Source organism: Brevibacterium sp. Z349TD_9 (assembly GCF_056173565.1).
Genome location: NZ_CM149680.1, coordinates 115,827 through 129,209 on the forward strand (window position 1 = coordinate 115,827; position 13,383 = coordinate 129,209).

At 68.6% G+C, this 13,383-nt stretch carries 14 protein-coding genes; 10 read left to right on the top strand and 4 right to left on the bottom strand.

Annotation, left to right across the window (positions count from 1 at the left end; all coding sequences use genetic code 11):
• Nucleotides 1-16: 16 nt before the first annotated feature.
• Nucleotides 17-595: a TetR family transcriptional regulator gene (locus AC0VYB_RS00485; RefSeq protein WP_131248212.1), complete on the top strand. Its 579-nt coding sequence runs from the start codon at nucleotides 17-19 to the stop codon at nucleotides 593-595.
• Between the two features lie 67 nt (nucleotides 596-662).
• Here the strand turns inward: AC0VYB_RS00485 and AC0VYB_RS00490 are convergent, their stop codons facing one another.
• Nucleotides 663-1,325, bottom strand: coding sequence for a GntR family transcriptional regulator (locus AC0VYB_RS00490; RefSeq protein ID WP_063248805.1), 663 nt, complete (start codon nucleotides 1,323-1,325; stop codon nucleotides 663-665).
• A gap of 163 nt (nucleotides 1,326-1,488) precedes the next feature.
• Here AC0VYB_RS00490 and AC0VYB_RS00495 point away from each other — a divergent pair, with 163 nt between their 5' ends.
• The 5 genes from AC0VYB_RS00495 to purU are packed head-to-tail and all read left to right on the top strand — an operon-like array spanning nucleotide 1,489 to nucleotide 7,539.
• Nucleotides 1,489-2,706, top strand: coding sequence for a sarcosine oxidase subunit beta family protein (locus AC0VYB_RS00495; protein WP_063248741.1), 1,218 nt, complete (start codon nucleotides 1,489-1,491; stop codon nucleotides 2,704-2,706).
• Between the two features lie 19 nt (nucleotides 2,707-2,725).
• Entirely contained in the window at nucleotides 2,726-3,022 is a 297-nt protein-coding gene (locus AC0VYB_RS00500; RefSeq protein ID WP_009379706.1) for a sarcosine oxidase subunit delta, read from the top strand.
• Complete coding sequence (locus AC0VYB_RS00505; protein ID WP_278372944.1) at nucleotides 3,019-5,943, top strand: glycine cleavage T C-terminal barrel domain-containing protein; 2,925 nt, start codon at nucleotides 3,019-3,021, stop codon at nucleotides 5,941-5,943. Before AC0VYB_RS00500 ends, AC0VYB_RS00505 begins: the two co-directional genes overlap by 4 nt.
• Nucleotides 5,944-5,953: 10 nt before the next feature.
• Nucleotides 5,954-6,691, top strand: a complete 738-nt coding sequence (locus AC0VYB_RS00510; protein ID WP_313420311.1) for a sarcosine oxidase subunit gamma — start codon at nucleotides 5,954-5,956, stop codon at nucleotides 6,689-6,691.
• Nucleotides 6,692-6,693: 2 nt separating this feature from the next.
• Nucleotides 6,694-7,539, top strand: coding sequence for a formyltetrahydrofolate deformylase (gene purU / locus AC0VYB_RS00515; protein WP_009379701.1), 846 nt, complete (start codon nucleotides 6,694-6,696; stop codon nucleotides 7,537-7,539).
• Nucleotides 7,540-7,692: 153 nt separating this feature from the next.
• On the opposite strand, the gene AC0VYB_RS00520 is transcribed toward purU, so the two are convergent.
• Together AC0VYB_RS00520 and AC0VYB_RS00525 are read right to left on the bottom strand one after the other, a co-directional pair.
• Nucleotides 7,693-9,075 carry an MFS transporter gene (locus AC0VYB_RS00520; RefSeq protein WP_063248738.1) on the bottom strand — a complete coding sequence of 461 codons (1,383 nt, stop codon included), beginning with the start codon at nucleotides 9,073-9,075 and terminating at the stop codon, nucleotides 7,693-7,695.
• Nucleotides 9,072-9,644: a TetR/AcrR family transcriptional regulator gene (locus AC0VYB_RS00525; RefSeq protein WP_231882139.1), complete on the bottom strand. Its 573-nt coding sequence runs from the start codon at nucleotides 9,642-9,644 to the stop codon at nucleotides 9,072-9,074. Before AC0VYB_RS00525 ends, AC0VYB_RS00520 begins: the two co-directional genes overlap by 4 nt.
• A 215-nt stretch (nucleotides 9,645-9,859) precedes the next feature.
• Between AC0VYB_RS00525 and AC0VYB_RS00530 the strand changes: the two genes are divergently transcribed.
• The gene (locus tag AC0VYB_RS00530; protein ID WP_063248736.1) at nucleotides 9,860-10,114 is read left to right on the top strand and encodes a glutaredoxin family protein; all 255 of its coding nucleotides are present in this window, start codon (nucleotides 9,860-9,862) and stop codon (nucleotides 10,112-10,114) included.
• Nucleotides 10,115-10,251: 137 nt separating this feature from the next.
• Here AC0VYB_RS00530 and AC0VYB_RS00535 read toward each other — a convergent pair whose 3' ends face one another.
• Nucleotides 10,252-11,196 carry an IclR family transcriptional regulator gene (locus AC0VYB_RS00535; protein WP_131248210.1) on the bottom strand — a complete coding sequence of 315 codons (945 nt, stop codon included), beginning with the start codon at nucleotides 11,194-11,196 and terminating at the stop codon, nucleotides 10,252-10,254.
• Nucleotides 11,197-11,375: 179 nt separating this feature from the next.
• Between AC0VYB_RS00535 and AC0VYB_RS00540 the strand changes: the two genes are divergently transcribed.
• The 3 genes from AC0VYB_RS00540 to AC0VYB_RS00550 all read left to right on the top strand — a co-directional run bounded on the left by AC0VYB_RS00540 (nucleotide 11,376) and on the right by AC0VYB_RS00550 (nucleotide 13,331).
• Complete coding sequence (locus AC0VYB_RS00540; protein ID WP_131248209.1) at nucleotides 11,376-11,957, top strand: dihydrofolate reductase family protein; 582 nt, start codon at nucleotides 11,376-11,378, stop codon at nucleotides 11,955-11,957.
• Nucleotides 11,958-12,150: 193 nt separating this feature from the next.
• A complete protein-coding gene (locus AC0VYB_RS00545) occupies nucleotides 12,151-12,966 on the top strand; it encodes an ABC transporter ATP-binding protein (protein ID WP_131248208.1) in 816 nt (271 codons plus the stop codon).
• Nucleotides 12,967-13,148: 182 nt separating this feature from the next.
• Entirely contained in the window at nucleotides 13,149-13,331 is a 183-nt protein-coding gene (locus tag AC0VYB_RS00550; RefSeq protein WP_009379686.1) for a hypothetical protein, read from the top strand.
• Nucleotides 13,332-13,383: the final 52 nt, after the last annotated feature.

Genomic DNA, 13,383 nt, shown 5'->3' on the forward strand with positions numbered 1-13,383 from the left:
CGCCTACAATGCTCAGATGAGCACCCCGAACCTCCGTGAGCGCAAGCGCCGCCTCATGCAGGCCGAGATCACCGCGATCGCCCTGAGGCTGTTCCGCGAGAGGGGCTATTCCGAGACCACCGTCGACGATCTCGCCGCGGCGTCGGGGATGTCGCGGCGGACGTTCTTCCGCTACTTCCCGTCCAAGGAGGACGTCATCTCGGGCAAGTGGGTGGGGATGGGGGAGGACATGATCGCCCGGCTCCTCGCCCGCCCCGGTGACGAGGATCCGTGGACGTCCGTGCGCGCGTCGATGTCGGGGATCGTCGACCACTACGCCGACCCCGACCGGCGGGCCGACAGCTTCGCCCTCGACGAGGTCATCGACTCCACCCCGTCACTGCGGGCGGCGTTCATCGCGAAGGTCGACATCCTCGCCGAGGCGGTCGCCGCCGTCCTCGGCAAGCGCGGCGTCGAGCCCTTCCGTGCCCAGGTCATCGGCAGGGCGTGCGGGGCGGCGCTGACGATCGCGATGCGCGAGTCACGCGCACGGGGAGCCGAGGGCATCGGCGAGGATCTCGACCGTGCGATGAGGGAGTTCGCCTCGGGGCTGTGATCCGCGCGAGCAGGGGGCAGGCGCCCCCCGGTCGAGGTGGCGCGGCGGTGTCGGTGACGCGGTGCGGCTACGCCAGTGCCATGCGGACGGTCGCCTCGAACTCGCGGACATGCTCACCGGCCACCCGGCCCACCGCATCCTCGCCACCGGCGAGGATGCCCTCGAGCAGAGCGATGTGTTCGCGGATGTGGCCGAGGAGGTCGGGGATCTTCGGGAGCACGAGGCACCAGATCCGCGTCGCGAGGTCGTCGAGGCGCACGAGCGTCTCCTGCAGGTGGAGGTTGTCGACCGCGCCGTAGATGAGCCGGTGGACCTCGAGGTCGCGTTCGATGAGCAGGCGGGCGTCCATCCCCGCCTCGAGAGAGCTGAGCTCGGCGATCGTCGCCGTGAACTCCTCCCGCAGCTCGGGGCCGATGTTCCGCGCCGCGCGCCGGGCCGCGATCGGCTCGAGCGCCTCACGCATCTCCGTGATCGCCGCGAGGTCGGTGATGTCGACGTTGGAGGCGAACGTCCCGCGCCTGGGGAACGAGACGACGAGGTGCGCACCCTCGAGCCGTTTGAGGGCCTCCCGGATCGGCGTCCTCCCGACCCCGAGCTCCGCGCTCAGCGCCGCCTCGTTGATGACGTCGCCGGGGGCGATGTCGAGCATGATGAGCCGGTGCCGCAGCGCCTCGTACGCGCGGTCGGCCAGCGAGGTGCTGCTCGCCGAGGTGTCCGTCACCGATGTCATCTCGCCCTCCGTCCTCGTCATGCGTCCCAGCGGAATTCCGGGACGTTCCTGCCCGCTCGGAAATCGCTTCGCGCGAACCCATTGCCAGCGCCGGGAATCTGGGCCTAGACTACAGGAACACAGCTGATATATTAGTTGACGATTAACGATCGAGGGAGATCGCATGGCTGAGCAGCTTCCCGAACATCCAGACTTCCTCTGGCGCAACCCGGAGCCGAAGAAGTCCTACGAAGCCGTCATCATCGGCGGCGGCGGACACGGACTCGCGACCGCCTACTACCTGGCGAAGAACCATGGGATGACGGACATCGCGATCCTCGAACGCGGGTGGCTGGCCGGTGGCAACATGGCCCGGAACACGACGATCATCCGCTCGAACTACCTCTGGGACGAGTCGGCGGCGATCTACGAGCATTCGCTGAAGCTCTGGGAGCAGCTGCCCGAGGAGCTCGACTACGACTTCCTCTTCTCCCAGCGCGGTGTCCTCAACTTAGCCCACACCCTCGGCGACGTCCGGGAATCGCGCAGGCGGGTCAACGCCAATGTCCTCAACGGCGTCGACGCCGAATGGCTCGATCCGCAGCAGGTCAAGGAGGTCTGCCCGATCATCAACATCGGCGACGACCTCCGCTACCCCGTCATGGGCGCGACCTTCCAGCCGCGGGCCGGCATCGCCAAGCACGACCACGTCGCATGGGCGTTCGCCCGGAAGGCCGACGAGATGGGCGTCGACATCATCCAGAACTGCGAGGTCACCGACATCCACCGCGACGGCGACCAGGTCACCGGAGTCGAGACGACCCTCGGACGGATCGCCACGGAGAAGGTCGCGGTCGCCGTCGCCGGGCACACCTCGGTGGTGGCGGACATGGCGGGCATCCGCGTGCCCATCCAGTCCCACCCGCTCCAGGCGCTCGTCTCCGAGCTCTTCGAACCCGTCCACCCGACCGTCGTCATGTCCAACCACGTCCACGTCTACGTCTCCCAGGCGCACAAGGGCGAACTCGTCATGGGCGCCGGCGTCGACTCGTACAACGGCTACGGGCAGCGCGGGGGCTTCCACATCATCGAGGAGCAGCTCGCCGCCGCGGTCGAGCTCTTCCCGATCTTCGCCCGCGCCCACGTCCTGCGGACCTGGGGCGGCATCGTCGACGTCACCCTCGACGCCTCCCCGATCGTGTCGAAGACGGAAGTCCAGGGACTCTACGTCAACTGCGGGTGGGGCACCGGCGGCTTCAAGGGCACCCCCGGTGCGGGATTCACGTACGCGCACACGATCGCCACCGACGAACCGCACCCGCTCAACGCGCCCTTCGCGCTCGAACGCTTCGAGACCGGCCACCTCATCGACGAGCACGGCGCGGCCGCCGTCGCCCACTGACCGACCAGAGAGGACCGCCATGCTGCTCATCATCTGCCCGAACTGCGGATCCCGCGACGAATCCGAATTCACCTACGGAGGCCAGGCGCATGTGCCCTACCCCGAGGATCCGTACGCGCTCACCGACCGCGAATGGGCCGAGTACCTCTTCTATCGCGACAACGACCGCGGGCTCTTCGCCGAACGCTGGTGCCACAGCCTCGGCTGCCGGAAGTGGTTCAACGCCGTGCGCGACACCGTGACCTACGACTTCGCCGGGGTCTACCCGATGGGCCAGCCCCGGCCCGCGACCTTCGAAGGAGCGACAGGACGATGACGACGACCGACTCGCACCGGACCGATGCGACCCTGCGCCCTGAGGCAGATCGGCTCGAGACCGCGACCGGCATCGACCGCAGCCGACCGATCGGCTTCACCGTCGACGGCGTCGCCTACTCGGGGTTCGCCGGGGACACGATCGCGAGCGCCCTCATCGCCGCCGGACGCCTCGACTGCGGACCGTCGACCTACCTCGACCGGCCACGGGGGATTCTGGCCGCCGGAGTCGAGGAGCCCAACGCCCTCGTCCGCGTCCATGCCCCTGATGCCGCCGAGGTGACCGAGTCGATGCTCCAGGCCACCCGGGTCCTCATCCGCGAGGGCCTGACCGCCGAGTACCTCTCGGGCCTCGGCATCCTCGACCCCGGCCGCGACGACGCCACCTACGAGCACCGGCACACCCACACCGACGTCCTCGTCGTCGGCGCCGGTCCCGCCGGGCTCGCCGCCGCCCGGCAGGCCGCACAGTCCGGGGCCCGCGTCCTCCTCCTCGACGACGGCGTCATCCCCGGCGGGTCCCTGCTCTCCGATCCGCATGCCGTCATCGACGGGATCCTGGCCCCGGAGTGGATCGAGACGACGCTCGCCGGGGCGGCCGCCGCCGAGGAGTTCACGTACGCCCCGCGCACGACCGTCTTCGGCAGCTACGACTCGAACTACTTCGTCGCCGTAGAGGACCGGACCGGCGCCGAGGCGGGACCGAGGCAGCGGGTGTGGCACATCCGGGCCGGGCAGGTCGTCCTCGCCACCGGTGCGCATGAGCGTCCCATCGTCTTCGCCGACAACGACCGTCCCGGCATCATGCTCGCCTCCGCCGTGCGGACCTACCTCGGCCGGTACGGCGTTCTCGCCGGTGAGCGGGTCGCGATCGCGACGACGAATGACTCCGCCTATGCGCTCGTCGCTGATCTCGTCGCTGCCGGCATCGACGTCGCCGCGGTCGTCGACTCCCGCCCGACCGCCTCGGCGAGGGCGTCTCAAGTCGCCTCCGATACCGGGGTGCGGCTCATCCTCGGCTCCGCCGTCACCGGCACGGCCGGGGAGGGCCCGGGGGGACGGGTCTCCGGGATCACGGTCGCCTCCCTCGATGAGGACGGGGTGGCCGCCTCGGCGGGGGAGGACATCGCCGTCGACCTCCTCGCCGTCTCCGGCGGGTTCTCGCCCGTCATCCACCTCCACGGGCAGCGCCGCGGACCCATCGAGTGGGATGCGGACATCGCCGCATTCGTGCCTGCCGGACCGGTCCGCGACCAGTTCACGGTCGGCGCGATGACCGGGGAGTATGCGCTGGCCGCGGCGCTGCGGCAGGGAGCGGAAGCCGGGAGTGAGGCAGCCGAGCGGGCCGGATTCGACGCCGAGCTCACGGTGCCGACGACGCCCGAGGAGATCACGGACGCAGCCCAGCGCCCGCTCTGGGTCGTCACCTCGGTCAACGACGATCCCGGAGCCCTGACCACGCATTTCGTCGACCTCCAACGCGACCAGACCGTCGCCGACATCCTCCGGGCGATGAACGCGGGCATGCGCTCGGTCGAGCACATCAAGCGCTACACGTCGATCTCGACGGCCGCCGACCAGGGCAAGACGAGCGCGGTCAACACGATCGGGACGATCGCCGCCGTCCTCGGGGAGGACGACCTCGGCGAGGTCGGGCACACGACCTTCCGGGCGCCGTTCACCCCGATCGCCTTCGCCGCACTCGCCGGGCGGCGGAAAGGGGAGCTCTTCGACCCCGCCCGGGTGACGTCGATCCATCCGTGGCACGTCGCCCACGGCGCCGAGTTCGAGGACGTCGGGCAGTGGAAGCGGCCGTGGTACTACCCGCAGCCCGGGGAGGACATGGATGCGGCGGTGCTGCGCGAATGCCGAGCCGTGCGGGAGTCCGTCGGCTTCCAGGACGCGTCGACGCTCGGCAAGATCGAGATCCGCGGTGCCGATGCCGGGAAGTTCCTCGGACGGATCTACACGAACGGGTTCTCCAAGCTCGGCGTCGGCAAGGCCCGCTACGGTCTCATGTGCACCCCGGACGGGATGATCTTCGACGACGGCGTGACCCTGCGGGTCGCCGAGGATCGCTACTACATGACGACGACGACCGGCGGAGCCGCGAAGGTCCTCGAATGGCTCGAGGAATGGCACCAGACGGAATGGCCCGACCTCGACGTCGTCTTCACCTCGGTGACGGAGGAATGGGCGACGGTCGCCGTCGCCGGCCCGAAGTCGCGGGAGGTCATCGCGAAGGTCGCCCCCGACCTTGATGTGTCCGCCGAGGCATTCGGCTTCATGGAGTTCCGACACACGACGCTCGCGAACGGAATCCCCGCGCGGATCTGCCGGATCTCGTTCTCCGGGGAGCTCGCGTTCGAGATCAACGTCGAAGCCTTCTACGGACTCGCCGTCTGGGAGATGGTCGCCGAGGCGGGAGCCGAGTTCGACATCACCCCGTACGGGACGGAGACGATGCACGTGCTCCGCGCGGAGAAGGGGTTCATCATCGTCGGACAGGACACCGACGGCACCGTCACTCCCGCCGACGCGGGCATGGAATGGATCATCTCGAAGGTCAAGGACTTCATCGGTAAGCGCTCGTTCTCCCGCCTCGACACGGCCCGGGAGGACCGCAAGCACCTCGTCGGGGTCCTCCCCGTCGACGGGCAGACCCGGCTCATCGAGGGGGCGCAGCTCGTCGCGGCCGGCACCCCGATCACCCCGGAGGACGGGCCGGTGCCGATGATCGGGCACGTCACCTCGTCCTATCTCTCCCCGACACTGAACCGGCCGTTCGGGCTCGCGCTCGTCGAGAACGGCCGCAACCGCCTCGGCGAGGTCGTCAAGTCACCGTGCGGTGACCAGGTGATCGACGTCGAGATCACCTCACCCGTGTTCTACGATCCCGAAGGGAAGCGCCGTGATGGCTGAGACTGACGCGATGGCTGAGACGGAAGAGTCCACGACCGTGCTCGAGGAGCTGCGGGTGTCCCCGGCGGCCCACCTCGCCGAGGCGATGGCTGAGGCCAGCGCGGGAGGCGGGGGTGCCGTGGGACTGCGGGAGCGCCCCTTCGCCGTGCAGATCGGGGTGCGCGCGGAGCCGGGGACCGCCTCGGCGAGGGCGATCGAAGCGGCCTTGGGGATCACCCTGCCTGAGGTCGTCGGCGAGGTGACCGGGGAGGCCGACGGCCGGCACACGGTGTGGCTGAGTCCGGACGAGTTCCTCGTCATCGACGTCTCCCGGCCGCAGCGGCCGGGGGAGACCGACGAGGCGGAGGCCGCGCTCGAGGGGCTGCCCGGGCAGGTCGTCGAACTCTCGGCGAACCGGACGATTATCGAACTCACCGGGTCGAAGGCCCGGGAGGTGCTCGAGAAGAGCTGCCGGGCCGACCTCCACCCGCGAGCGTTTCCGGTGGGGACGGCGATCGTCACGCAGCTCGGGCCCGTCCCCGTCATCCTCCACCGCTCCGGCGGCGAGGAGTTCCGGATCCTGCCGCGGTCGAGCTTCGCGGACTTCATGGTCCGCTGGCTCATCGACGGGATGGCCGAGTTCACCGGGGAGGGCATCGACGCGTTCGACGACGTCGTCGGGCACGCGCACGATGCCGGGTCGGCGGGGCACGGCGGCGCGGCGCGCGACGGCGGCTCGCACACAGCAGACAACGACCGGAAGGGCTGACAATGCCGGAATACGTCCTCTCCCTCGAATGCGATGAACGTCGGGGCATCGTCCACTCGCTCACGGGGGCGCTGCTCGACCACGGCGGCGACATCAGGGAGCTCAAGCAGTTCGACGACGCGCTGAGCAGGCGGTTCTTCCTCCGGGTCGAGTTCGAGCTCGAACCCGAGGCACTCGAGGACCTGCGGGCTGAGATCGAGAGGCTCGGCGCGGACCTCGACGCGAAGTGGAACCTCTGGCCGAAAGGGGAGAAGCGGCGCGTGCTCGTCATGGTCTCGAAGTTCGAGCACTGTCTCAACGACCTCCTCTTCCGGGCGCGCATCGGGGAGCTGCCCGTCGACATCGCCGCGGTCGTGTCGAACCATCCCGACCACCGGGAGCTCGTCGAATGGCATCACGTGCCGTTCTTCCGGATCCCGGTCACCCCGGAGACGAAGCCCGAGGCCGAGGGCAAGCTCCTCGACCTCGTCGACCGGTTCGAGATCGACCTCGTCGTCCTCGCCCGGTACATGCAGGTGCTCTCCGACGACCTCGCACGCGAGCTGACGGGCAAGGCGATCAACATCCACCACTCGTTCCTCCCTTCGTTCAAGGGCGCCAAGCCCTACCACCAGGCGTACGAGCGGGGTGTGAAGACCGTCGGGGCGACCGCCCACTTCGTCAACAGCGAGCTCGACGAGGGGCCGATCATCGCGCAGGCCGTCACCGAGGTCGACCACGCCTTCGGCCCGCAGGACCTCGTCGCCGCCGGCCGCGACACCGAATGCAAGGCGCTGTCGAACGCCGTGAAGTGGCACTGCGAGGGCAGGGTGTTCCTCAACGGGAAGCGGACCGTCGTCCTGAGGTGAGGGCGGGTTCGGCCGTCGGCGCTCGCGCTCCCGGAGGAGGATCCAGTTCGAAATCGGGCTCGGTTTCGCACTGGATCCTCCTCGCTGGGGATCGGCCGGTCCGCGTGGGGCTGAGAATCGCTGAGGTGCTGCCGCGACGCGCGAGCATTCTGCTCAGTCACGCCCCTCTCTGGGGATGAGCAGGACGGCGATGACGCTGAGGGCGAGCAGCGGCAGGGCCCAGAGAGCGGCTGTGACATACCCGAGCTGAGCTGGGAAGAGTGTCCCAGGGGCAGTCGCCACGACGAGCAGGAGCCCCGCGAGTGCGCTGCCGATGCTGAAACCGCTGGCCCTGACGATCTGGTTGATCGAGAGGACGCTTGCCGTCTCTGACTTCGGGACGCCGGTGAGGACGAGCTGCGGCATGATGGCGGATATGCCGCCCACGCCGAGACCGAGCACGCTCATCGCCGCAAGCACGGCTGCGAGCGAATCGAGCAGCAGGACGACGACGACCGTGGATGCGGTGAAGGCGGTGTAGACGATGAACGTCGGCTTTGCCGAGAGTCTGTCGACCAGCCACGGTGTCAGTCTGCCGGCAGCGAACCCGAGGACTGAGAACGGGATGAGAGCGGCACCGGCAGCGGTGTTCGACAGGTCGAAGCCGTATCCCGCTTGGACGGGCGTCTGCACGAATCGGGTGAGCAGAGAGAACAGCAGGTACATGGCGATGGCTGAACCGAACATCGCAATATTTGCCAGCAGGATGTTCCTGGTGAAGAAGAGCCTGAGATCCACCAAGGGCGCCTGGCTTCGACGCTCAACATGCAGCCAGCAGCCGAACGCAGCGCAGGCGATGAGGAGTATCGCGGCCCCGGCCCATAGAGGGTTCCAGACCGAGGGTTGCGACACCGTCAGCAGCACGCCGAGGACCCCGAGGCCGAGCAGAACGGCGCCGAGGGCGTCAACAGGGGTGCCTTCGGTCGGGACTGATCGGGGGAACGCTCGCCAGGCGACGATGAACGCAGTCAGCGAGAGCAGGAAGCCGCAGCCGTACGCCGCGCGGAGTCCGGCGGCCTCGCTGATGAATCCCATCAGCGGATAGGCCACTCCGATGCCGACAGTGGACGCGACCGATACTGTGGCGATGGTCTTCCTCGCCCGGTCGGCGGGCAAGGTGTCACGGGCGAGGCTCATGAGCAGCGGAATCACCCCGAGACCGAGTCCCTGCAGGCCCCGTCCTGCAACGAGCACGCCGAAGGGCGCCGGCACTGCGGTGAGAAGGCCGCCGAGCGCGACCAGGGCGAGGGTGCCGAGTATCGTCTCCTGTCGCTGCGAACCGGCGCCCAGTCGGCCGAGGACCGGGGCTGTGACCGCCCCAGAGAACAGAGTGATGGTCAGGGTCCACTGTGCTTCGTCGAGTGCGATGTCGAGATCGAGTGCGACTGCGGTGATGAGTGGGGCGCCGACGCCTCCGACCACGGAGCCGAGCAGTGCCACGGCGACGATGGCGCGGCCGAGACCTCGGGCGTTGAGGTCGGATTCCCGCGTTGTCACCGGTTGGTCTCGTCGCTGATGTGGGCGAACAGGCCGGGACGGATCCGTGTGCGCATTCCCCCAGCCCACGTCTCGTCGATCTGTTCCAGGTCGAGTGCTGCTCCGACGTTGAGGAGCATTCCGAATGCGAGGAAGGTCTTGACCGTCACCGGATCGAGCGAGGTCGTCTCCGAGACGACCTGCCACATGCGGGCGAACCGTTCGCGCACTGCTTCCTTCACCTCGGCGTCTCCGCATGCGGCCAGTCCCTGCAGCTGCAGCAGCAGGGCGGTCCGGTCGGCAAGGAGGTCGTAATATTCGGTTCCCATCCTCTCCAGCGAACGGATCCCGGTGCGTCCTGAGCCCGCTGTGAGCATCCCACTGCTCGTCCGTTCGAAGGCCGAAGTGACGAGCTCGATGAACAGCGCCTTCTTCGTCCCGAACAGACGAAAGATGTAGGCCTGGGTGATGCCCGCCGAACGCGCGATCGCCTCCGTGGACGCGCCGTGCAGGCCGTGCTCCGCGAACTCCTCGGCGGCGATCCCGAGAACCTGTCTGCGGCGCTCCTCGCCGCTCATTCGTTGTGCCATGTCTTTAAGTTAGAAGTTAGTAACTACTTATCAAAGAGCTGCGTCCGCGCGCTCCCGGAGGAGGATCCGGTGCGAAAACGGGCGCGGTTTCGCACCGGATCCTCCTCCCTAGGCGCCCCGCTGCCGGAATAGTCCTCCCGTGCGCACGGTTCGCATGAGTGCCGGAATCCTTCGGCGACACCGTGCGCTGGAGCGCCCCAAGCGAAAGGCCGACCATGTCCGAGAAGACCATCACGATGTACGGAGCAGAGTGGTGCGGCGACTGCCGACGCACCAAGAAGCAGCTGATCGAACTCGGCGTCGACTTCGACTACATCGACCTCGTCGTCGAGCCGGAGAAGGCCGACGAGGCCAAGGAGATCTCGGGTCGGACGAACATCCCCGTCGTCGTCTATCCTGATGGCTCCCACCAGGTCGAGCCGACGAACCCCGAGGTGCTCGCTAAGCTCAGGTACCTTTCCTTCGTCTGACCCTCTCGTTGCGCTCGCCCGCCGAGGGGACCACCTGATGGCGAGGGAGCAAGCTGGGAGGCGCGCGCTCGCCGCTCAGTGGTCCCTTCGACCACGGGAGAGGCATCGAGACGGACACTTCGCGCCGAGACCGACACTCAGAACTGTCGGTCTCGGCGCGAAGTGTCTGTCTCGGCGGAGGCTTCTGAGCTCGCAGGCTCCGCGTCGGCGGCGAGCGCCTCGGCGATGATCTTCGTCTCGCGGCGCAGCAAAGCGACGAGGTGTTCGACCCGCTGACCGGTGACGCGGTCGGCGATCGACGCGATCGACAGGGCCGCGCGGGGACGGCCCCCACGGACCCTGAGCGCGACGCCTACTGCCCACGAACCCTGCGCGAAGAGCCCGGGATTGTGGACGAAGCCGTCGATGCGGGCCTGGTCGATGATGTCGCGCAGCTGGTCGATGCGGACCTTCGGGTACCGCTCGGCGAGGATCTGCTCGTTCGCCTCGAACAGGGCGTCCACCTCGGCGGGGGAGAGTTCCGCCATGATCGCGAGACTGCCGGCTCCGATCCCCAGCGGATGCCGGTCGCCGACGGCGAGCGCGTTGTTGAAGATGTCCCCGAAGCCCTCCTCGCGCCGTGCGCAGATCGCAAAGCTGCCGGTGCGCAGCGTGAGGAACGCCGTGTCCTGGGTGATCTCGGCCAGGCGCAACAGGCTCGACTCCGATTCGATGACGAGCGGGTCGACGGACTTCTGCGCGAGCTGACCGAGGATCTGCGACTGCACGCCGAGGCGGTACCCGCCCTCGTCGAGGCGCTCGACGTAGCCCATCGCGATGAGAGCCTGGAGCATGCGGTGGACGCTCGCCTTCGGACGCCCGCTGATCGTCGCGATCTCGGAGAGGCCCGCGCCGCCCGTGCGTTCGCTGGCGAGGAGGCCGACGAGGCCCAGCAGCGACAGCGCCCGCTGGATGCTCTGCGCTCCGGTGCCCGGCTCGAGATCATCGACGGCGTGGGCGACGTTGAACGACGCCGATCGGCGCAGGATCTTCCCGCGCATCCTCATCCGCCCCAGGTCGTCCGGGTCCACGCCGCTGCCCATGGTCTGATTATCGCGCGCAGCCCTCAGCGCACCGCGCGGAATCCATGATGTGGAACCTTTCGTCCGGACCCGGTGACAGGTCGTTCACATGGCGAGCCGGGACGGATCAGTCTCAGGTTTCCCTGTCATTGCGCTGGTTCGAGGACTATTGTCGAAGCACGACGGATTCGGGAGGAACCATGACCGTCACGTACACGTTCGATGTCTTCAGCAGCCTCGACTCGCGGGCGAGCGTCACCGAGGACGCGGACTGGGGCGGCTATTGGGGCAAGCAGGGACCCGAACTCCTCGAGGAGCGCCTCGGCGAGTACTCCGGCGACCAGCGGCTCGTTCTCGGCGCGAACACGTACCGGGCGTTCGCGGCGATGGTCGCGTCAGCCGGCGAGGGCGACGACGTCTTCGACCCGTGGGTCACGGAGATGCGGAACCTGCCGACGACGGTCATCTCGAACACGCTGGAGGAGCCCCTGGACTGGCCGGACGCCACGCTCGTGCGCGGCGATGCCGTCGACGTCGTCGCCCGGCTCAAAGAGCAGTCCGATGTCCCGCTGCGCTCGCACGGGAGCCTGTCGATGAACCGCTCCCTCATGGCGGCCGGACTCGTCGACCGCCTCCAGGTGACGATCTTCCCGGCGCTCACCGGCCGCACGGGCACCGAACCGATCTTTGACGGGACCGAGGACTTCGACCTCGAACTCCTCTACTCCCGCACCCTCGACGGGCGCACACAGGAACTCATCTACCGTCCTCACCTGCACTGACACGGGGACTCAGGGGCCACCTCGGGGGGACCGACCCCGTCCGATCCATGATGTGGAACTCTGCCTGCTCACTGTCCGGCCGCCTCGGCGCGGTTCCGTCCTAGACTCGCATCGTCCGGTCCCGAGTGCCACTGCCCGGACGAACGCGGCCCCATCCGGGTCGCGGCGATCCCGACGATGCGAAGGAGACGACGTGGGTGAGGCGGTCCTCGACCTCAGCGAGGTGACGTTCCGACGCGGGCAGACGCAGATCCTCCACGGCATCGACCTGCGGATCGACCGCGGCGAACACTGGGTCCTCCTCGGACCGAACGGAGCGGGGAAGTCGACGCTGCTCAGCTTCGCCTCGGCGCAGGTGTTCCCGACCTCGGGCACGGTCGACGTCCTCGGCAGGCGGATGGGCAGGGTCGAGCTCGCGGCCCTGCGACGGCACATCGGGCACGTCAATCCCCGGCATCCGCTGCGGTCGAACCTCACCGTCCGCGACGTCGTCCTCACCGGGGTGACCGGGACGATCGAGCGTCCTCTGCGGTGGGAGGCGAACCCCGAGGAGATCGCGCGTGCCGAAGCGATGATCGCCGAGGTGGGTCTGGCCTCCCGGGCCGACGCCGGGTGGCGGATCCTCTCCCAGGGCGAGCGGGGTCGCGCGCTCGTCGCCCGCGCTCTCGTCTCGGCGCCCGAACTCCTCCTCTTCGACGAACCGACGACCGGCCTCGACGTCGCCGCCCGCGAGCAGTTGCTCGAGACCATCGACGCCCTGTCGGTGAGCTCGCCGGAGCTGACGACGCTGCTCGTCACCCATCACCTCGAGGAGATCCCCGAGACGACCTCGCACGCCGTGCTCATCTCCCGCGGTCGGCTCACCGCCGCCGGCCCGATCGCCGAGGTGCTCACCACCGAGGCCGTCTCCGCCGCCTTCGAGCACCCGATCGCGGTCGGCCATTCAGACGGTCGCTGGTCGGCGCGAGCGGTGCGGACGATGCCGGCCGCGGGCAGTGCCGTGGTCTAGAGTCGCCTTCAGGCGAGCGGACGCCGCCGTGGTCTGCCGGGGACACCGCCGTTGTCTGACACGGGGATCGCCGACACAGGGTCGTGATTCCCCGACAAGAGGGTCTGGTGCGGACGCCCAGAGACGGGCAGACTGTGGGGACGGGCGAGCGTCGCCCGCCGGTCGAGGGAAGTGAGGACCCGATGGGACATCACAAGGACAACGACGAACTGCGCGAGGACCGCTTCGAGCAGGACAAGGCCCGCCAGGAGATGCGCGACGAGGTCTTCGCCGACACCGACGGCGACGTCGACGACCAGGGCTCGCAGGACGAACGGCGCAAGGACGGGCTCGACCCGGCCTCCCGCGCCGACGAGGAGGAGTGACTCGAGCGCCTCAGTGCGGTGACCCGACCGCCGCAGTGCGGGTCGGCTCATT